Here is a 19,273-nt window from a genome sequence, read left to right on the forward strand (position 1 = left end):
ATATTATTCCCTTTAGAAAATGAACAATCAACCGGACATCCTTTCACACTTTTGATTGAGAGATTTGCATTCAAAAGGAGATCGAACTATGACGTATTTTGCTCGGAAATCAGTTCATCTGATAATCGCATTTTTCATCTTGATTGCGATTAGTGCGCTACCGTCGCTCGTCGTTCAGACGGATTTTAATCTGACGAATTATTGGAACGGCATTCAACAACAGATGGACCAATTACAGAAACTAGAGGACATTACATATTACAACATCACCGCGCAACGTTACTTGCCACTCTTGCCGGCACTTGGACCGCTCGTCAAAGAATCGGTCATCATTTTTACCACGGCACTCGCGGTATCGACCTCGCTAGGATTAATGTATGCGTACCTCTACTATCGGAGCGGGAGACGCGTTCGTACCGTTTTACACCAAACGAGTCAGACGCTCGAGATGGTACCAGATTTGTTCTGGTTAATTTTTTCTCAATTTCTTGCGATTACAATCCATAAGTCGACAGGGTTCGATCGCATTGAAGTTGCCGGAGGATTCGCAGAATATATACGGTTTCTCCCAATCGTCACATTGACGCTGACGACATTATTCTTCTTTATCAAATGGTTGACGATTCATATTCATGAACAAGAAGCCATTCCGTATCTCGAACTCGCGCAAGCGAAAGGGATTCGACCGAGTGGACTGTTTTGGAAACACTTATTACCGAATATCATCTATCGGTTTTACCTCTTTTTCCGTTCGAACATCATTACCATCTTATCGACACTTTTGATTGTCGAATACTTATTTAACGTTCAAGGGTTATTTCGATTCGCCGTCTACAACCCGCAGATGGAGATATTACTGGTTATCTTATTCGTCATCTATATCCCGATTTTTCTGTTGGATTTACTGATTGAATGGATTATTCAGAATGCATGGAAAGGAGGGATTTGATGCGCCGAGTATTAATACGTGACCCGATTTTCATCTTCTGCTTTGTTATCGTAGCGGGGCTATTGTTGATGAGTTTTGGAAATACCGTGTTTCGTGATGGGAATGTTGATCAAACCCTCATGCTCTACTCTGATGAAGGGAGACTCATTGGAATACCACCATTAGAACCGTCAAAATATCAATGGCTCGGAACGGACAATGCTGGATATGATTTATTCCAAATGCTCGTGGAAGGATTTAAGTGGACCGTTGGCATCTGTGCGCTCGTCGCATTCGGACGGATGGTCATCGGTCTATTGATTGGCATCCCTCTTGCTTTCAGGGGAGCTCGCTTAAATCAATTCTTTAAAACGTTATTGGACGGCTTTTTGATTCTGCCGATTTCATTGATCGCATTGATGATGTTAGTAGGAACACTGACCTTTTTTGATTCGACACAAGTGCCTCCATTATGGGATCGAGTAAAGATTGAACTAATCGTCTTAGTCGTTCTCGGATTGCCTGCCGTCACGTTATACCTGATCACGGAGATTCGACAATTGCTTCAACAAGAGTTCATGATCGTGGCTCAGACGCTTGGTGGCAGTGTCTGGTATCGTGTGAGATTGCACCTTTTCCCGCATCTCGTTCCAACCCTCGTGATCGTCTTCATGCAACAGTTTGTTCAGACGCTCATGTTGCTCATTCATCTCTCACTGTTTGGGATTTTCTTCGGAGGAACGGTCATGTTACATGAAGGGATTATGCCGACCGTCTATGAGTGGTCTTCGATGTTCGGGTATTATTTCAGACAGTTCACTGCGATGACGTGGATGACGAATCACCTGTTTCTCGTCCCGGCCATGTCACTTGCTGCGCTCATCTTTATTTTCAACTTGTTGACGAGCCGTCTCGAGCGAGCATTTAAGCTCAGACGTCAAGAACCGGTGGTGACCGAGGCAAGTCTAGCACAATCGGTAGCGGCAGCTGCTTCCCTTTCGAATCCGTTCACCCTTGTTGATTCGACTGTGTCATTAAGGAAGGAACCGGATGATATCGTATGATATGATCCGGTTTTTCTATGTCGAATGGACTGAACGGTCTTGTTTGAGGGAACGTGTATAACAGATTGAGGTGACAATTCATGAATGGAGTGAATCGATATGAAAGCTGCGATTTGTACCACGTATGGGCCACCGGAAGTACTCGTCATTCAAGAAGTGCATCAACCGAAGCCGAAAAGCAATGAGATGCTGATTCAAGTCCATGCATCGGCCGTCCACTCGGGTGACCGACGCCTCCGCGCACTAGACGTTCCAGCATTAGGAAAACTACCGATGCGATTAGTTGTTGGGTTTAAGGCGCCACGTAAACCGATTCTCGGTGTCGTGTTGGCAGGTACCGTCGTAGAAACAGGAAACAGTGTGAAAAACTTTCAGGTCGGAGACAACGTCTATGCCCTCACTGGGATGCGTTTTGGTGGTTATGCGGAGTTTGCATGTGTGAACGAATCGAAATGTGTGTTTCAGATGCCCGCGCATGCCAGCTTTATCGAGGCGGCGGCGCTACCATTTGGTGGGACGACTGCACTACATTTTTTACGGAAGGCACGTATCGAGCGAGCGACGAACGTTCTCATTTATGGTGGAGCGGGTGCTGTCGGTTCGACTGCCGTACAGATTGCGAAGCATTACGGCGTGCATGTCACAGCAGTTTGCCACGAGCGAAACGTTGAACTTGTGAAGCGACTTGGGGCTGATGTGGTCGTCGATTACACGAAAGAGGGGTACGATCTTGAATTAAATACGTATGATGTGGTCTTTGATGCCTCAGGGAAAATCGATAAACGATTAGCGAAAGCCCATGTGAGCGATAACGGGGCCTTCAGTTCTGTCGCGGGGCAAGGACCAGCCAGTGAACGTAAAGAGGATTTGATATTTTTGAACGAATTGTTTGAGTCAGGAGCATTGCAACCCGTCATTGATACGGTATATCCACTCGATAAGATTGTCGAAGCGCACCGATATGTGGACCAAGGGAAAAAGGTTGGAAGTGTGATGGTGAGCATCAATGCAGAATAAATTAAATGATAGTATAAAGAGAAGTATCAAATTCTTGCTTTATCGTGGGGTTTGGTCGACAACCTCACTTACATATGAATGGATTTACCAACTAGACAAATCATGAGAGGGGGCGAATAGTCATGAATATATTGATTGGGCAACCGAAGATAGAGCGAAATCTCGAGCAACTGAAGCGAGAGATTGAGTCGAACCCGACGGTGGACTTGATTCTCTATCCAGAGGGATATTGTACATATACAGAATTAGATGGGCTAAGTGACTTAGCTATCCAATTCAACACATCGATTGTTTTAGGGTATCGAGATGACACGAATAAAGATCGGGTCCTCATCATAAACAAGCAAGGTGACACGTTGTTAACGCGACGGAAAACACCAGAGAATGAGCTCTTGTTCATGCAATCAAGTGTCACGGATGGAGCGGAAGAATACGGTTATTTACTTTGCTGGGAGATTTTTATGGGGTGTGAAGGCTTGAAAACGCATGAGCATCTGTCGATCATATTTAATCCAATCGGAGTCGGGATGTTTAGTGAGGAACAATTCATGGAGTGGACGGAAGAAGCGAGAAAGATTGCGATGGAACGTAAAGCGATGATTATCGGAACGAGTCACGCAGATGGATCGTATCGAAATTGTGGAATCTCGCTTCCGATCGCATACTGCTTTGATGAAAAGGGGGAAGAGGTGTTTCTATCGAAAAATGATACGAGGACGCGAGTGTTAGAGACTGATTCAAGGGTTACAATATTCGTCTAATAAACTGTGACATCCTTAAATAAAAATGAATTATATATAGCGATTTTTTATTTCGCATACTGTATTTTAAACAATAATTTGAAAATATAAGGAGGCTTTTATAAGAATCACAGAAGTTACACTCTACACGAACCGACTTGACGAAATGAAACGTTTCTATACGGAACGAGTTGGATTATCAGTCAGTGAAGAAGGCCTGACCAGTTTTCGAATCAATCTAGGTGAAGATGCGTTGGTATTTCAAGAGGCTAAAACGGAGCAAGAGCGACAATACCATTTCGCTATCAATATTCCGGCTAATCGATTCAAAGAAGCGAAAGAATGGCTGATGTCACGTGTCCCGCTTTTAACTGAAGACGGGGAGGACGAAATCTATTTTGAAGGAATCGATGCATCATCGCTTTATGTTTACGATACGGACGAGAATGTCGTCGAGTTGATTGCTCGACATTCGATTAATCCAGAAAGTAACATCGAGTCCTTTTCGTTGAATGAATTTCTTGGAATTGGCGAGATGAGTTGGACTGTGGAAGATCCGCTACATGTCGCACAAGAACTTTCAAACATCGAGATCCACCGCCGAGACGGTAACCAAATCGATGAGCGTCATCTGAACTTTTTAGGCGCACCGAATAGCGAGACATACATTTTATTAGTTCCTCCAGGTCGTGTGTGGCTGTTTTCACCAAAACTGTCGATTCCGAGTCCAATTCAGATGGTACTTGATCAACGATACATCGTCGAAATGGATGAGAAACACGAGATTCATATTCACTCCATCAAAAAATGAGTTCACAATTGAACTCATTTTTTAGTCTTTAGATTCGACATACCGATGAATTTCTTTTAATCGTATTACTGCGTTCTCCAAGTTCACCTCAAACGATTGGTCTGAGCATTCAACAGTGAGCGAATCACCGTTCTGACGTGAATACTCTAGGAGTAGTGGTCTGATTCGTTCATGTACAATTTGTGCATTTTCGATTGACGTTTGAGGAAAAATCATGGCGAATGTGTCTTGCGCAACCCGATACTTCTTGTCCGTTCGTCGAGTCGCTTCGTGAAGTTCGTCACTAAAATAGTATAAGAACCATTCATATTCGGATGAACCATACTGTTTTTCAAAATGATCGAGAATGGGCAGTGTGATGAATGACACCACGAACGTTTCCCCGTGGCGAATCAACCGATTTCGTTCAGCCTCTATATCCATCAAAAAACGATCACGGTTATCAAAACCGGTCTCTGGGTCGACCGCAATCAACTGACTGACTCTCGCTTCCGCAACCTTTAGTGCAAACTGGGCATGAAACAGCTTGACTTGGAGCCAGTAAGACAACCCCGTCAAAATCGCTAATAGTAATAAAATATATAGTTGCGCAGTAGCGGCAGTCTCATACACAGGCATCGTGATTAAAAAGTAAGCAGCGAATCCTAACAGAATGAGTACACCAGACCCGCGATGAATGAGCAACGTTGAAAGATAAAGAATCGGAATACAGATCATCCACCAAACAGGTAGATGATTCATAATCAGCAGAGAGGAAAATAGAATACAACATGCCAACGATACAACGATGAGTGCAATCAGTTGTAGTGAACTCGTTGTCCAATGTCTCATAGGTATCCTCCTCTTAAAAGAAATAAATTGAAATCGTTACATTATTATCCATTTTCCAAAATAGTGATTGTTCAAACCGATTTGAACACTTGATTCATTATAAGTGATTCACTCGATTATGAAAGGTTTATTTTTGAAAAGACGTGAATATTTCCGAACACATCTATAGGAAAAGAAGAATGAATGATTGGTGTATAATGGAAAATGAGGTGGTGGTATGAATCTAAAACATATGTTGATTGTCGGAGGGACAGGGATGTTGGCCGAACCTACATCTTATTTAGCAATTGAACAGGATGTCACAGTCATTGGACGAGATAAAGAAAAAATGGCAAGCATCGTACAACGAAATCCTGAAACGTGTCATCCACTGATTGTTGATTATCGCGAGGAAGAAGCACTTTCAAGCGCACTGCAGCATGCAGTTCAACAAAACGATCCGTTTGATCGAGTTATCGTCTGGGTGCATCGCGGCTCAGGGAAAGCGATACAAATCATTTTGGAACATTCGGAGACTGCAGAGGTGATACATATTTTAGGTAGCCGGGCGAATTCGGAATATGAGAAGAGGTGTCTATGTTTCAATGAACAACAAACGTATCGACAAGTTCAATTAGGTGAAATTCATGAGATGGCATCTGTCCGTTGGTTGACACACGACGAGATTGTAGAAGGGGTTCTCGATGCCATTCAGAATCAAGACGACTATCGATTGATTGGGACACGAAAGGATGACGTAAATGTTCACTCGAGAAATGATTAGTGAATGGATGGGGATGTACCACGAATTTCATTTTCAGATTAGGATGAAGGGATTCATCAGTTCAAAAGATATTCATACATACACGTCATATGTAGTTAGGAGGGTCAAAAATTGACCATACACTATTCAACGGGAGAGGTCGCGAGAAAACTGAACGTGTCTGTGCGTACGCTTCGATACTATGACCAAATCAATTTGGTCACCCCCTCGTATACGAACGATGTGCAGAAACGATTTTATAGTGATGACGAAATGTTTCGACTTCAAAAAATCATGCTTTTAAAATCGATGACCGTCCCGCTCGATGAGATTCGGAGAATCTTAGATGAAGAATCCCTTACAAGCATCTTGTCCGCTCATCTGTCCTCGTTAGAAGAAAAGATAGAGGAATTGAAGCAGGCAAGAAACCATACTGTCACACTCCTTCAATCCATGAAGCTTGAAAATGAAAAAATCGATTGGATGAAACTGCAAACTATTCAAGCTAAATCAAATGACCGGAAACAATGGACGGACTATTTTACGGAAGAAGAGTCTGATTCATTGCAATCAAGTTTACCTAAATTAGAAGACGGTGAGCATGATACGAAAAAGTGGATCAACTTGATTCGGAGAACCGAAATTCTAATCGAACGTGGGGTCGCCCCTTCCTCAAAAGAAGCCCAAATTCTTAAAGAAGATTTGACTTGGTTAACAGACGAGACATTTGGAGACAATCAACAATTGATTGAATCATTTTGGAAGATTCGAAAATCAACTGACGCATCGAATGAATTAGGACTGTATCCAATCGATGCATCGATTCTTGCCTACATTGATTCACTATATCAAGAAATAGCAGACTGATTCCCTCATGCCAATGCAGTCAATAGAACGGCTAGCCCATTAAAGGTGCCATGGATGAGCATGCTGGAATAGATAGAGTTAGTCCGTTCATATACCCAAGCGAACACTAGTCCCGATACAAAATTGACGAGTAACGTGTTTGTCGTCGGTAAATGAGCGAGAGTGAATATTCCAGCACTTACGATCATCCCGATCCCAACCCCAAACCGTTCTTGAAAGAAGCGGTACAAGAACCCACGATAAAAGATTTCTTCATAGATCGGTGAAACGATAGCCGCCGATCCAAACGCAATCAGTATGGAGACAATCGACAAGTCACTTTGTAAACTCTCTGTTATTGTATTCGACGTACCGATACCGAAATATGATTGGACTATGACGATGATAATACTGAGTACAATTAGCACAATTGTCCATAGAAAGATGATGCCCGAATCTTTCAATGGAAAACGGCGAAGTCCTAACGTTTCCAGCGATAGGGTTTGAGGACGTATTGCGACGAGATAGAGGACAGTCATAAATATTATGGCTAATAACAGGCCGATACTTGTTCCTGAATAGAGGGTGTTTCCCCATGACTGTTCTAGAAAGTTGTGTAATTGTCGCTCGATAAGTAGGGGCGTCACTCCGAATAGAAGAACCATCGTAATTGCGAACTGATTCCATGTCCAAATGGGAGTTGTTTTCTTTTGCATTTGATTCAACATCGTATTTCCTCCTTATGTAGTTGTAGACCCATCATATCGGGTGACGTAACGTCACCTGCAAGCAGAAAATTGAAAAAGGAGTAATAAGACTATGGAACAGTGGATTGGATCAGCTGCTTTATGCATCAACGAAGAAAAAAAGTCTTGTTCGTAAAGAATCGTGACGTACAACAATGGAGTTTACCATCAGGCGGTCTAGAAGAAGGAGAAACGCCGGAACAATGTTGCCAGCGTGAAGTGTTCGAAGAAACGGGCTATCGCATTTCGATTAATCAAAGATTACATATCAAACGAGCCATCATCTCAAGTTATCAAGTCGAAACGCACTATTTTTTGGCAACGTGTAAGGAGCGGTTGGCGACCGCAACTATCGACTCGGACATCGATAAAGTCAATTGGTGGTCGATTCATGAATTGGAGCGATTGGAACTTGCATTTCCAGAGGATCTTGAGCTGATTAAACGGTGGAGTGTATGAATAGAGTGATTGAAGTCAATGGATATCACATGGAATATCGATTATTCGGTTCCGGGGAACGCCTCATCGTGGTGATGACAGGAATGGGAGGTTCATTCGAAGAGTGGGTTTCTCTTTCTGAACAATTAAGCGAGTCGTATCAAGTATTGCTTTATCATCGCTCAGGTTATGGTGAGAGCGAGATAAATATGCGCTCGAGTCGAACGTCATCTCATCTTCTTGAATGTACAGAATTGTTGGATGCCCTTCAGCTAAAACAACCAATCATATTAGTCGGTCATTCTTACGGAGGTCTGTGCGCGCAACACATGGCCAAACTTATTTTGGATAGAGTAGTAGGAGTCGTACTCGTTGATTCCACTTCCCATAACCTTTCAATATTAGATGAGTTAGAAACGCCTATAATGGATGGTCAGTATTCAGATGAAGATTGGCGGACGATGTGTCGTTCTTATTCAAATCTATCGAAAGAAGAATTAGAGCGACTCCATCAGCCAGAACTTTCACTCGAACAACAAGGCTTATCATCAGATGTACTCGCACGTCTCAAGCGTTTTTATCAATCTCCTCAGTTGTATAAAACGATGTTGGAAGAAGAGTCGTTTTGGCATGACGATGCCTCAATCATCAAACAAATGGGTACCTTTTCATCAATCCCGTTAATTGTCATCGGTCGAGATTCTGAAGCGATGATTGAAGAAGGGATAAATGGAGGGTTACCTGAGGCTGAAATTCGCTTGCTAGAAGAGACATGGCATGATCTGATCCATAAACAGTTGAGATTATCAAATCAATCGGAACTCATCATCGCAGAAAAGGCAGGACACCAAATTCATTTACAACGACCAGACACAATCATCGAAGCGATTCATCGAATCGAACAAGCCGGTCGCATATAAACGACCGGCTCATGACTTAAGAAACTTCTTTGATTTGATTGTGAGAGAAATACTCCCGTTTCGAACGGTCGCGCATGACATGTATGGTGTAACAACCAACAAGGAAGAAGATAATCGAGAATGCGAGATAGACTGAACGAATCCCAACCATGTCGGCAAGAAGTCCAATCCCAAATGTGAGTAGGATGACGAGTAGCGACTCTGCCACATTGATAGCGCCAGAGAACCTACCCATGATTTCGACCGGGACATGGTGTTGATAGAATGATAAGAATCCTGTATTTGCAAAGGCAAGCGCAAATGTCAGGACAAAAAATCCAACCGAGGCCATCATGAATGACGATGAACTTGCGAAAAGAAGATAGCCGACTGGTGTCATGATCGCCCCGAATCCAATACAAAACGATAAGGACAAGCGGTGACTCCATCTTGAATTGATGAGTGATCCAAAGATAATCCCAATCCCAGCGATACTGACGAGAAACCCGTATCGGCTCTCAGACAAGTGAAGGACTTGGGTCGCGAATGACGCTTCCAACGAGTCAAGTCCAGACATGAAAATGGTCATGACGCAGAATAAGCCATAAATGAGCGTCACATATTTGGCATTTGATGCAAATCGTACGACCATTTTCCAATCCTCGATAATTATTCTTACAGAGAATGGTTCAATTGACGCTTCTGTTCGATGATGAGATGGAAGGCGCGACAACATACCGACCGAGACGATGAGTGCGAACGCATTCACGAAAATCGCAAATGTTGGGCTCCCGACTAGAAAGAGTAGTCCCGCAATCGTCGGACCTAAAATGAAACCGGATGACTGCACAAAGTTTTTCATCGCATTGAACTTTTGTCGGTTCGAGGCAGGTACGAGTTGCGTCATGTAGACCAGGCTCGATGATTCGAACAATGAACTCAAAATATTTAGGATGAAGACGATCCCGTAGATGATCCACAAAGATTCGATCCAACCTAAGCTGAATACGAGACATGCGCGCAGGACATCCAGCAACATCATCAGTCGTCTCGTATCGACCCGGTCAATCAGACTACCTGACCATAGGTTCGCTGTGATTGAAGCGAGCGGGACTAGTACATAGAGAATCGAGACGGCGAATGGAGATTTCGTCATCTCGAGGACAATCAAATTGAGCGCAATAAAGTATACCCAGGCACCGAGATTTGAGATTCCGACACTGACGAGCAGCAGCGTAGAGGTTTTTCGAAACGAGTTCAAGTCAATCACTCCTTCTATTTTTGATCACTTTCGGAACGCAAAAAAATCCCACCCCCAAGAACGAAGTCTTGGGGACGAGATTCTTATCGTGGTGCCACCCCTGTTCGTCCGCACGTCACCGTACGAACCTTGTTCGGTACTGCCGAACGAGTCGGACTATACCTCAACTCTATAACGGGAGTGCCCGTCGCCATATCCCTCGAGAAGAGTTCCATAGCGCTGCTCGGAGTCTTGTTTCGATCCATCCTCTTTACCCTTTTTCACCGGACGGGGTTCTCTAAGAAAGATTCATGGATGTACTCTTCTCTTCATCGCGTTTGTCAGATCATTTTTGTAAGAATAGCATATTGTGAAAATATTGGAAACAATAATTTCGGTTATAACCATAATATAGGAAAGTTAACTAAGAATCGAGGTGCAGTGTTGATCAACTTTAAAGAAATAAAAGAGACGAACCAAGTACTTGCGACTTTTCATAAAATTGATTCCAATCAGTTAGATGGCTTCATATCGAAACATTCGATATTGATCGGGAGATATGATGAATACGTCACAAAGAGTTACATTGACGTACAGCGACACAGCGATTGTGAAGAAGCAAATCAAAGACAACATCATGTTCAAACCGTGATTAAACCTGCACTCAATGAGCTGAAAAGACATGTTTCACGAATTACCTTACAGTCTATAGAGGATGAGCATCATGTCACTCGCCTCATGCGAAATCGGATGAATCTTTATCATGAAAAGAATGTTGATTTATTGATTGAAGAGGATCAACTCATACAGAGATATTTGCAAATAATCGGTCAATTGACTGACCCGACAGATCATTCTAAGTCGATTGCGGGACTTCATGGAGACCTATACGATGCTGACGAATCCATCCGAAAACAGGCTTTTACGCTCATTTATAAAGCGTATGTCTCAACAGAAGCTGACATCACTGAATGCTTGAGAAGTCTTATTCAAAATCGGGAACATCAGGCACAACGATTAAACGCTAAGAGTTATCGTGAACTAGCCTTTATGAAGCTAGGTCGTCTAGATTATGATGCCGAGGATTGTATACGATTTGCGAATCAAGTGAGTAAACATTTTGAGCAACTTCGCCGCTCGTTCCAGCAACTACAGACAAAGGAATTGAAGAAATCGAAACTTTCGCCATGGGATTCATTCATTTCTCCCTTTTCGAATCATCACGATTTATCCGTTTCGTTCCATGACTTAATCAGTGGAACGGAACGAATCTTGAATGAAATCGATCCCTACTTTGAAAAGCTTTTTAGGGACATCTGTGCGAAGGGCCATCTCGATTTAACGCCTCGACCGAATAAAGCGGGAGGTGGATTTTGTGAATCTTTACCCGACTCAAGGTCATCTTTCATTTTTATGAACCGATTCGGTGGATTTGATGACTACATTGTGTTAATACATGAAATGGGTCACGCCATCCACCATGATCTCTCACAGCAACACCTATTTTTCGAAGCGCAGACCATTTCGTTTGAAGTCGGTGAATTCGCAGCCATGTCACTAGAGCTATTTTCGATGGACCAATGGACAAAAATCTTTTCAGATGAACGAGCTTTCATTCAAGCTAAACTAGAACAGTTTCGATTAATCATCGAATTTTTACCAAGTGTTTTCATCGTGGACCAATTTCAACATAATCTATATGATTCAGAAAAGAACGTGGACACATTTGATGAAATATTTAAACGCTTAGTCGATCAATATGAGACTGATTTGATTGATTGGAGCGATGTGAGTGATTTGAAAGGAAAAGAGTGGCTGCGCGTGATTCATCTTTTTGAAACACCTTTCTATTACATAGAATATGCGCTTGCTCAGATTGCTGCACTTCGCATGTATATGCAGTATAGGCAACATCCAGTGGACACTCTGAACAAATATAAGAATGCATTAGCTTTAGGTGGTACTGCTTCGATTCCTGATACTTATCGAGTAGCAGGCGTATCCTTGTTTCCATCTGAGGAAGAATTAGTCGAGTTGACTGATTTCTTAAATGCTGAAATTCAACATTTGGCGATGCAATTTGGTAGAATTGATTAATCTAAGTACCTATTAAATATAGATTAACTCAACAAGCATTTCACGGAATGGGTAGGCTACAACCCGGCTCGATTCCGTGAGAACAAAGGGCATCAGCTCAAACGTGATTAGAGAGCTTCAATCGATCTTGAATTTGGTAGGGGAGGGCGTTGAACGGTCCCTCCAAGCGTTGTACCGCATTCACATGATAAAACGTGCTCGTCTCCTCCATATTCATCATCTGATCCCCCAAATCGTATAGGAAAACGTGTTTATTCGTCCCGATAGCAATCCCGAGTTCAACATGTGCGCCTTTACCTCCAGGCAATAGGATGACGACAAAGTCCGCTGATTGAATTCCAGAAACCTCTTCTTCGCCAATCGAGCGTAATGCATCAATCGATGTGGCGCGTTCGTTTTGAGTCCAATCATATGTATGGGTGTGACCGAGCGCAATCAGCTCATTACGCATGAACCGTACTTCTTCGATATTTGAAAAGTTTGAACCGACATAAAATCGCATGTGAAAACCTCCAATTCGTTATAGATGATTCATCTGGTAAAGAGGCACAACATAAAATAAAATGATCAACAAGCAGCAAAGTACAAAGAAAGAAATCACGCTAATTAGGACGAATTTCATCAAAGAAAGTGAAACGTATGATTGAATCAAGCGTGTGGTAAAAATCGACGAGAGGACGAGTAAAATGATTGTGCCGATGAATCCAATCGTGCCACTTGTCACGCTTGGAACGTACCGAAAATAAGTGATTGTGAAGATGATGAGGATTAAAGCTATCATTAAATCTTTACGTTTTTTAGTCATTTAATCCCTCTCGTTGATGTTCCAACTTCGACCTTACCTGTTCGGCATCCTCTGCATCAAACGTGCTGTACCACCTCACATGGTTGAGATCGATGATCCGATAATGTCCGCTGATGATATTTTGTTGAAGGGTGTAATGTGGACCTGACTCGATTGCATGCCAAAAGACGCGTCCGCCGAGTGTTTTTTCTTTCGGCCCATAAGTGTTCTCGGTCGCAATCAGTTTGACGAATTCGACGGGGTCGTCACCAATCAAGTGTATGAGAATCTCACTTTCGTTAAACAAGGCGCATAGCGTCACAATCGTCGACCAGCTTGCTTCATTTCTCTCCTTCTCGATTTGGATGAGTGTTTTTTTTGAAATCCCAAGTAAGTTCGCCATCTCTTCCTGTGAATACTGGGATTCGATGCGAATCAATTTCATTTTTCGAGAGACTTGTCCAATAAATTCGGATTTTTGCATAAGTGCTCCTTCTTGTTTGTCTGACTTACAGCGTCGCTGAACTTATGAAAATCAAGATCCACGAGATTCCGAGAAACACGATAAATAAGAGCAGGCAGACGATGATATAACAGCAAATGTATTGCCAGTAGGTCAATTGTTTTGATTGATAATAATGGTATGTAAAACTGAATGTCGAAATCCCGATGACTAAGAACGCAACAATATCCCAGATGATGCCAACCTTCAAGAACGATGGAGTCAGAAACGAAGCGATGAGTGCAAGCAGGACGGTCACAATCCCCGTAGAGATGGCAGCGGATGGTGTTGAAGTGTTTTCCAACGAATCACCTCCTAGTATATTACAAGTGTAATTTTACACTAAAAGTGGGCGATGTCAATTTCAGAATGTAAAAAAACCCTTCTCTAAGAAAGGGTCTCGTCACTCGTCATGTTTATTCGTTAAATAGGTCGTTAATGGGTAGACACCGATGCTTTGTAAGATCAGAGAGAGTAAAATGACGGCAAACGCGAGAGATATCATTTCGCTCGAGCCGTTAATGTTCTCTGCCTCTAGCCAGAGGACGAGGGCGATCGACATCGTTCCTTTAATTCCTGACCACGTGAGTAATGAAGTCGCCGTTAAATCGTCTTTAAATTCTCTACGCCATACAGGAACAGTATAAACGAGACCGCCGACGACGATGAACCGGGTCAGAAGCGAAAGCAAGAATAAAAGAACAGCGAACGTCCAGAGCGATACAGACAAATAGCTGGTCGCCTCGATTCCAATCAATAAGAACAGGAGAGCGAGCAATATCGGAATGACGATGTCCCAAAATCCATTCAAGTGACGCTGGACCGATTCGTAGTCCTCTTTCATGCCGAGCTCATGAGAAAGCATCATTCCGGCTGTGACGGTCGCAAGGACCCCCGATACTTCTAGCGCGTCGGCGAGATAAAATGCCCCGTATGCGATGACGATCGTCAACATGACGAGCTCATGCTTTTTAAAGCTGACAATCATCAATTTTTTAAGTAATAATCCAAAAATGAAGCCGATGCCGATTCCTCCGGCTGACACAATTAAAAATTCAGTTAAAAAGTTGAGCGTGGAGAACTGTTCTCCTGTCGCGAACATACTGAGGAAGATCGTGAAGATGACGACACTCGTCCCATCGTTCACCATCGATTCACCTTCGACAACATCCGCAATCCGTTTTTCCCCTTTACTCCGCTTTAAAATGGCTGTCACGGAAACGGGATCGGTCGGAATCAATATGGACGCCAATAAGAAAGAGGCGGTCAGGCTGAGCGGGGTGAAGAGCTCGCTGATCCAAAACGTGCCATACCCCATCAGGATGGCGGTCAAGACAAGACCAATCGTACTCAATATCGTGATGATCCCGATATTGTCTTTCAAATCTTTGTATTTGAACTGATAAGCCGATGTAAACAGAAGTGCTGGTAGGAACACTTCGAAGATTATATCTTTTGAAATGAATACCGAATCAAAAAAGGCGATGTATGAGAGACCAATCCCAATCAAGACCAAGATGACCGGGACAGGGAAGTAATTTCGTTTGGAATCAATCAAATAAATGAGATAGCCAATCAGTAGCAATGTGATGATTTGTTGAGCGATCATGACGACGTCCTCCTCTACAATCAAGTTGCTATACACTATCTTCCCATTCAAGGTCTAATCAAACGAGAATTGTGGAATATAGGGATAGTACATTCATTTCATAGAGGGAGGAATCGATATGGGAAACCCGATTGGTGATTTGTCGTGGACGTTTTATTCAGAGTGTGAGGTGCCGATTGATATCACGGAGTCATTCATCGATGGGGAGCGGGCCGTCGCTGCCTACAAGACTGTCCGTGACATCGCCGTCTTCACGAACAAACGTCTCATTGTCCGTGATGCGCAAGGGCTCACGGGGAAGAAGATAGAGGTGTACTCGCTTCCGTACGACTCAATCAATATGTACTCGACGGAGAATGCGGGAAGAATGTTCGACTTGAACTCAGAAGTTCAACTGTTCACTCGAGCCGGAACGATCAAAATCAATCTAAATAAAAAAGTGGATGTGCGTAAGTTCGACAGATTACTCGCAGAAGCAATTTTGTAAAGCAGTGGACCGAGAGTTCTCGGTCTTTTCGTTTGGATTTTTCTGACAATCTCTTATCATACATGATACGATCATACATAATGTGTGACGGAGGTTACGATGCGATTTTCAATCCGATTATTGATGGTCATGTTAAGTAGTTTGATGTTGGTGACTGGATCTATCTATCTGGTCCGACTGTTTTGGGAATGGTTTCACGACCCGACAAAAGGTGGAATCGTGCTTCTTTTTTCTGGAGAGGACGGAGCCAGCAGAGGTGAATATGGAGGGAAGTTTCGTCTGAAAGATGATGAGGGTTTTCAATTCTTGAAGAATGACTTTTTAGACTATACGTTCGAAACAGGAGGGACAGTAACCGAGTCGGGAAATTCATACTGGTTATGGTTCCTTATTGGGGGTTTGATTGTTCTCCTGATTTTGACGCTCAGCATGCTACGGAAAAGAAAGCGTGTCGTCTCGACTATTGATTTCTCGAGTGGCACCGTAAAACGAAAAGGGCGTAAGGCTAAAGCAAATGGATTTGTGGAATCCAAAGAGGTTCAATGGACCGATAATGCGGTTCGGAATGCGCTCATCCAGTTCAATCTGGACTTGCCGATTGCATTAAGACATCAATCGAATGAGACGGTGTTGGATTGGTTCAAGCGAATCGGAGTGGAAGAGTTGGACCTTTCGCCTTATTGGAAATCGAGATATATAGATGAAGTGGTGAGTGATGAAGAATCTAGACAATTTCGAGCAGCGTTGGAGTTTAAGCGATTCGAAGACGGTAAGGGGTGATTGTGTATGAACGATGAAATAGAGGTGGTTGATTCCGATACGCGGAAGCCGATGGGTTCCGCTCGTTTGGTCAAGACCAATCATCAATTCTACATCCATTGGAATGGGTTGAACATAGACTTCAAACGGCATGAATATGTGGCAGGTATTCGAATCATTGACGAGAATCACTTGTTCATCTGGGCGTTTACGTTAGAAGGAGAACCGATCAATGCGTGGGTGTTAGATGCATACGGAGACATCAAACATTCATTTCACGCAGGTAACGCGATTGCAGTAGTCGTTATAAATGAAACGGGAATCTGGATCGGGTACGGGGACGAGGGTATCTTTGGAGAAGGGCTCTCGTCCGAAGCACTCGTCTGCTTCTCAACAGAGGGAACCGTACGTTTTCGCTATAATCAAGAGATCAGAAAGGCCCCGGTCCTTCATGATTGTGACGTGATGTGTGCATCAGAGAAGGGGGTGTGGGTCATCTCTTCAATAGACGGTCGTCTCGTCCATGTCCAAATGAACGGACGGATTGACTCCTATCCGATGCCACGTCATCTCCTTGGTTGTTCGTCGTTGATGATAGAAGACGGTGTTGCCTATGTTATGAAAGACGAGCAGGTGTATCGCTGGCCATTCGAGGATAGAAAGCGTGCCGAACTATTCAAAAGTTAACGAAGATATAAAGTAGATTAAATGAGAAATCAATTGAATTCTTTATCGTATTGAGAGTCAGTGGATTTAGTCACAAAATTAAAGGCAAAAAAAGCTACTTATGTTATTTCACATACCGAAGTCATATTAAATAAGTGTTTAAGTCATGAACAGAAAATAATCCGCTCTCACCCAAGAATTGCTTTAACAGATGAATATGTCCTAAACCATAAAGTACAAAGATGCGATCATTTGATTCCCTTAGTGCCATTAATTCCTTAAAAATCATTAAGTTACGAAAATACCAGTAGTGTGATACCCACCTAGTGCCAGACACTTCAAGAGATGCAATCTCTATATAGGCGCGATGCATAGATAATGAAATTGTAGGGTGGTTGATTTCTTTATAATAGTCAGAAATCGTACGATTCTTAAATATTGTTTCGATATGATTGATGACATCTTGTTGGGATGATAATATTTGCTCCATTTCTCGATTCTTGTCTTGAACAATGGTTTCTAAACTGAATCCCTCATCCTCATTCCAATCGATTGGATGTACGCAATCTAGATGAGAGTGGTGTGCAAGTCGGAATGCAATTTGTTCGCGTTCGTTAGCGGTTGCTAATTCCGGCTGCTTAATGATACGTTGAAACTGCTCATTTATATATCCTTTTTTTGAAGTATTAACTTCTATACATACTTTAGTAGGTTCAAATCTTCTTAATTGATTTACGAATTGTTTAATTTCTAACTGACGTTTTTCACTTAACACATCTGGTATGTCCGGCATAAATAAATCACCATTGTTTGGCATGTTTAGATGCGTTGTGCCAACGAGCAATATATCTGTTTTATTCATAGCAATTCTCCTAATCAATTTGATGTATAGTATTAACTACGCTTATACTTCTTCTAGGTTTCATATTTTGTTACTTGATTTCAAAAGAACTAAGTCAATATTTCTCATGGACCTTCGAGTTCACCCTAGTTAATAAACTTGATAGAAATATACATAGAAATGAGGAATTCACATGATCCGTTTTGGCATTATTGGTACAAACTTCATCACATACTGGTTTATTGACACAATCAATCAGTTGGATGACGTAGAAGTGACAGCACTTTATTCGCGCACAGAATCACGTGCTAACGAATATGCAGCGAGTCACTCCATCTTACATACGTTTACGTCACTTGAAGAGATGGCGCAGAGTGATGTCATCGATGCCGTCTATATTGCGAGCCCGAATTCACTTCACGCCGAACAGAGCATCTTGTTCATGCAGCATGGCAAACACGTCCTCTGTGAAAAACCGCTCGCCTCGAACGTCCAGGAAGTCACTCGTATGATTGAAGTCGCGAAGGAGAACGAGGTCGTCTTACTTGAAGCACTACGAAATCTGTTCATGCCGAACCTTGAACGGGTTCAACAGGCGATGGAGCGAATTGCTCCGGTGCGTCGGGCCGTTTTCAATAAATCACAGTATTCTTCACGATACGACCTGTACAAGAACGGGGAAAATCCAAACACGTTCAATCCTGAGTTTTCGAACGGCTCGTTGATGGACCTCGGTGTCTATCTCCTCGGACCTGCCTTAAAACTGTTCGGTCAGCCGAATGAAGTCCAGGCGAGCGGGGTTACGTTAGAATCGGGAGTGGACGGGAGCGGAACGGTCATTCTCTCCTATGATGACCTTGATGTGATTGTCATGCACTCGAAGATCCATGCGACATCGACGCCTTCTGAGATCATCGGAGAAAAAGGGCGTATCGTCATCAATGATATCGCGACGTGCGATGAAGTCCGTCTAGAGTTACGGGAGGGCACGTCAGAAATCGTATCAGAATCACAGAATGCTCCGATGTCCTATGAAATCGAAACGTTTGTGCGAGCAATCGAAGCTAGGAATTTAGAGACAGTTGCGCATTCAGCAACAGACATGGTTCGTCTTGCTGATGTGATGACGAACGTTCGAACACAGCTTGGCGTGGTCTATCCGGCGGACAAATAAGTACAAAACGGTCCTTGATGTCATGTGAACATCAAGGACCGTTCATGTTATT

At 42.9% G+C, this 19,273-nt stretch carries 22 protein-coding genes and 1 other annotated feature; of the genes, 14 read left to right on the top strand and 8 right to left on the bottom strand.

What is annotated here, in order from left to right:
* The first annotated feature begins 88 nt into the window (after positions 1–88).
* The 5 genes from BV910_RS07495 to BV910_RS07515 all read left to right on the top strand — a co-directional run bounded on the left by BV910_RS07495 (position 89) and on the right by BV910_RS07515 (position 4,560).
* Positions 89–949 (top strand): ABC transporter permease subunit, encoded by an 861-nt coding sequence (locus BV910_RS07495; RefSeq protein WP_078146871.1) that lies wholly within the window; start codon positions 89–91, stop codon positions 947–949.
* Positions 949–1,992, top strand: a complete 1,044-nt coding sequence (locus BV910_RS07500; protein WP_078146872.1) for an ABC transporter permease — start codon at positions 949–951, stop codon at positions 1,990–1,992. The genes BV910_RS07495 and BV910_RS07500 overlap by 1 nt, the downstream gene beginning before the upstream one ends.
* Before the next feature lie 99 nt (positions 1,993–2,091).
* Positions 2,092–3,009: an NAD(P)-dependent alcohol dehydrogenase gene (locus BV910_RS07505; RefSeq protein ID WP_078146873.1), complete on the top strand. Its 918-nt coding sequence runs from the start codon at positions 2,092–2,094 to the stop codon at positions 3,007–3,009.
* A gap of 122 nt (positions 3,010–3,131) precedes the next feature.
* The gene (locus tag BV910_RS07510; protein WP_078146874.1) at positions 3,132–3,770 is read left to right on the top strand and encodes a hypothetical protein; all 639 of its coding nucleotides are present in this window, start codon (positions 3,132–3,134) and stop codon (positions 3,768–3,770) included.
* A gap of 232 nt (positions 3,771–4,002) precedes the next feature.
* Complete coding sequence (locus BV910_RS07515) at positions 4,003–4,560, top strand: glyoxalase (protein ID WP_143404760.1); 558 nt, start codon at positions 4,003–4,005, stop codon at positions 4,558–4,560.
* Positions 4,561–4,581: 21 nt separating this feature from the next.
* Here BV910_RS07515 and BV910_RS07520 read toward each other — a convergent pair whose 3' ends face one another.
* Positions 4,582–5,391: a diguanylate cyclase domain-containing protein gene (locus BV910_RS07520; RefSeq protein ID WP_078146876.1), complete on the bottom strand. Its 810-nt coding sequence runs from the start codon at positions 5,389–5,391 to the stop codon at positions 4,582–4,584.
* Positions 5,392–5,608: 217 nt separating this feature from the next.
* Between BV910_RS07520 and BV910_RS07525 the strand changes: the two genes are divergently transcribed.
* On the top strand, positions 5,609–6,154 hold the full coding sequence (locus BV910_RS07525; protein ID WP_078146877.1) for a Rossmann-fold NAD(P)-binding domain-containing protein: 546 nt from the start codon (positions 5,609–5,611) through the stop codon (positions 6,152–6,154).
* Positions 6,155–6,265: 111 nt separating this feature from the next.
* Positions 6,266–7,000: a MerR family transcriptional regulator gene (locus BV910_RS07530; protein ID WP_078146878.1), complete on the top strand. Its 735-nt coding sequence runs from the start codon at positions 6,266–6,268 to the stop codon at positions 6,998–7,000.
* Positions 7,001–7,005: 5 nt separating this feature from the next.
* Here the strand turns inward: BV910_RS07530 and BV910_RS07535 are convergent, their stop codons facing one another.
* A complete protein-coding gene (locus tag BV910_RS07535) occupies positions 7,006–7,707 on the bottom strand; it encodes a CPBP family intramembrane glutamic endopeptidase (protein ID WP_078146879.1) in 702 nt (233 codons plus the stop codon).
* Between the two features lie 120 nt (positions 7,708–7,827).
* Here BV910_RS07535 and BV910_RS07540 point away from each other — a divergent pair, with 120 nt between their 5' ends.
* The gene (locus tag BV910_RS07540; RefSeq protein ID WP_078146880.1) at positions 7,828–8,184 is read left to right on the top strand and encodes an NUDIX domain-containing protein; all 357 of its coding nucleotides are present in this window, start codon (positions 7,828–7,830) and stop codon (positions 8,182–8,184) included.
* A complete protein-coding gene (locus BV910_RS07545) occupies positions 8,181–9,083 on the top strand; it encodes an alpha/beta fold hydrolase (RefSeq protein WP_078146881.1) in 903 nt (300 codons plus the stop codon). The genes BV910_RS07540 and BV910_RS07545 overlap by 4 nt, the downstream gene beginning before the upstream one ends.
* Before the next feature lie 16 nt (positions 9,084–9,099).
* Here BV910_RS07545 and BV910_RS07550 read toward each other — a convergent pair whose 3' ends face one another.
* Positions 9,100–10,323 carry an MFS transporter gene (locus BV910_RS07550; protein WP_078146882.1) on the bottom strand — a complete coding sequence of 408 codons (1,224 nt, stop codon included), beginning with the start codon at positions 10,321–10,323 and terminating at the stop codon, positions 9,100–9,102.
* A gap of 67 nt (positions 10,324–10,390) precedes the next feature.
* Positions 10,391–10,644, bottom strand: a binding site (T-box leader).
* Positions 10,645–10,746: 102 nt separating this feature from the next.
* On the opposite strand from BV910_RS07550, the gene BV910_RS07555 reads away from it, so the two are divergent.
* Positions 10,747–12,399, top strand: a complete 1,653-nt coding sequence (locus BV910_RS07555; protein ID WP_168169844.1) for a M3 family metallopeptidase — start codon at positions 10,747–10,749, stop codon at positions 12,397–12,399.
* 97 nt (positions 12,400–12,496) lie between these two features.
* Here BV910_RS07555 and BV910_RS07560 read toward each other — a convergent pair whose 3' ends face one another.
* The 4 genes from BV910_RS07560 to BV910_RS07580 form a co-directional block, all read right to left on the bottom strand.
* The gene (locus BV910_RS07560) at positions 12,497–12,901 is read right to left on the bottom strand and encodes a nucleoside 2-deoxyribosyltransferase (RefSeq protein ID WP_078146884.1); all 405 of its coding nucleotides are present in this window, start codon (positions 12,899–12,901) and stop codon (positions 12,497–12,499) included.
* A gap of 295 nt (positions 12,902–13,196) precedes the next feature.
* A complete protein-coding gene (locus tag BV910_RS07570; RefSeq protein ID WP_078146886.1) occupies positions 13,197–13,667 on the bottom strand; it encodes a helix-turn-helix transcriptional regulator in 471 nt (156 codons plus the stop codon).
* 25 nt (positions 13,668–13,692) lie between these two features.
* Positions 13,693–13,989 carry a hypothetical protein gene (locus tag BV910_RS07575; RefSeq protein ID WP_078146887.1) on the bottom strand — a complete coding sequence of 99 codons (297 nt, stop codon included), beginning with the start codon at positions 13,987–13,989 and terminating at the stop codon, positions 13,693–13,695.
* A gap of 99 nt (positions 13,990–14,088) precedes the next feature.
* On the bottom strand, positions 14,089–15,294 hold the full coding sequence (locus BV910_RS07580; protein WP_078146888.1) for a cation:proton antiporter: 1,206 nt from the start codon (positions 15,292–15,294) through the stop codon (positions 14,089–14,091).
* 118 nt (positions 15,295–15,412) lie between these two features.
* Between BV910_RS07580 and BV910_RS07585 the strand changes: the two genes are divergently transcribed.
* The 3 genes from BV910_RS07585 to BV910_RS07595 all read left to right on the top strand — a co-directional run bounded on the left by BV910_RS07585 (position 15,413) and on the right by BV910_RS07595 (position 17,227).
* Entirely contained in the window at positions 15,413–15,781 is a 369-nt protein-coding gene (locus tag BV910_RS07585) for a PH domain-containing protein (RefSeq protein ID WP_078146889.1), read from the top strand.
* Between the two features lie 99 nt (positions 15,782–15,880).
* The gene (locus tag BV910_RS07590) at positions 15,881–16,561 is read left to right on the top strand and encodes a hypothetical protein (RefSeq protein WP_078146890.1); all 681 of its coding nucleotides are present in this window, start codon (positions 15,881–15,883) and stop codon (positions 16,559–16,561) included.
* Positions 16,562–16,567: 6 nt separating this feature from the next.
* Entirely contained in the window at positions 16,568–17,227 is a 660-nt protein-coding gene (locus BV910_RS07595; protein ID WP_078146891.1) for a hypothetical protein, read from the top strand.
* Positions 17,228–17,348: 121 nt separating this feature from the next.
* On the opposite strand, the gene BV910_RS07600 is transcribed toward BV910_RS07595, so the two are convergent.
* The gene (locus BV910_RS07600; RefSeq protein ID WP_078146892.1) at positions 17,349–18,068 is read right to left on the bottom strand and encodes a DUF5694 domain-containing protein; all 720 of its coding nucleotides are present in this window, start codon (positions 18,066–18,068) and stop codon (positions 17,349–17,351) included.
* Between the two features lie 172 nt (positions 18,069–18,240).
* Here BV910_RS07600 and BV910_RS07605 point away from each other — a divergent pair, with 172 nt between their 5' ends.
* Positions 18,241–19,221 (top strand): Gfo/Idh/MocA family protein, encoded by a 981-nt coding sequence (locus BV910_RS07605; protein ID WP_078146893.1) that lies wholly within the window; start codon positions 18,241–18,243, stop codon positions 19,219–19,221.
* The last annotated feature ends 52 nt before the right edge of the window (positions 19,222–19,273 follow it).

The sequence above is a fragment of the Exiguobacterium sp. HVEsp1 genome, from assembly GCF_002009685.1.
Classification (GTDB): Bacteria; Bacillota; Bacilli; order Exiguobacteriales; family Exiguobacteriaceae; genus Exiguobacterium; species Exiguobacterium profundum.

Bases quoted from the DNA above. Each gene is read 5' to 3' on its own strand.
- BV910_RS07595 (WP_078146891.1), top strand. From the start codon at position 16,568: ATGAACGATGAAATAGAGGTGGTTGATTCCGATACGCGGAAGCCGATG.
- BV910_RS07580 (WP_078146888.1), bottom strand. From the start codon at position 15,294: ATGATCGCTCAACAAATCATCACATTGCTACTGATTGGCTATCTCATT.
- BV910_RS07510 (WP_078146874.1), top strand. From the start codon at position 3,132: ATGAATATATTGATTGGGCAACCGAAGATAGAGCGAAATCTCGAGCAA.
- BV910_RS07585 (WP_078146889.1), top strand. From the start codon at position 15,413: ATGGGAAACCCGATTGGTGATTTGTCGTGGACGTTTTATTCAGAGTGT.
- BV910_RS07525 (WP_078146877.1), top strand. From the start codon at position 5,609: ATGAATCTAAAACATATGTTGATTGTCGGAGGGACAGGGATGTTGGCC.
- BV910_RS07505 (WP_078146873.1), top strand. From the start codon at position 2,092: ATGAAAGCTGCGATTTGTACCACGTATGGGCCACCGGAAGTACTCGTC.
- BV910_RS07545 (WP_078146881.1), top strand. From the start codon at position 8,181: ATGAATAGAGTGATTGAAGTCAATGGATATCACATGGAATATCGATTA.
- BV910_RS07560 (WP_078146884.1), bottom strand. From the start codon at position 12,901: ATGCGATTTTATGTCGGTTCAAACTTTTCAAATATCGAAGAAGTACGG.
- BV910_RS07495 (WP_078146871.1), top strand. From the start codon at position 89: ATGACGTATTTTGCTCGGAAATCAGTTCATCTGATAATCGCATTTTTC.
- BV910_RS07570 (WP_078146886.1), bottom strand. From the start codon at position 13,667: ATGCAAAAATCCGAATTTATTGGACAAGTCTCTCGAAAAATGAAATTG.
- BV910_RS07605 (WP_078146893.1), top strand. From the start codon at position 18,241: ATGATCCGTTTTGGCATTATTGGTACAAACTTCATCACATACTGGTTT.
- BV910_RS07590 (WP_078146890.1), top strand. From the start codon at position 15,881: ATGCGATTTTCAATCCGATTATTGATGGTCATGTTAAGTAGTTTGATG.
- BV910_RS07540 (WP_078146880.1), top strand. From the start codon at position 7,828: ATGCATCAACGAAGAAAAAAAGTCTTGTTCGTAAAGAATCGTGACGTA.
- BV910_RS07520 (WP_078146876.1), bottom strand. From the start codon at position 5,391: ATGAGACATTGGACAACGAGTTCACTACAACTGATTGCACTCATCGTT.
- BV910_RS07500 (WP_078146872.1), top strand. From the start codon at position 949: ATGCGCCGAGTATTAATACGTGACCCGATTTTCATCTTCTGCTTTGTT.
- BV910_RS07535 (WP_078146879.1), bottom strand. From the start codon at position 7,707: ATGTTGAATCAAATGCAAAAGAAAACAACTCCCATTTGGACATGGAAT.
- BV910_RS07600 (WP_078146892.1), bottom strand. From the start codon at position 18,068: ATGAATAAAACAGATATATTGCTCGTTGGCACAACGCATCTAAACATG.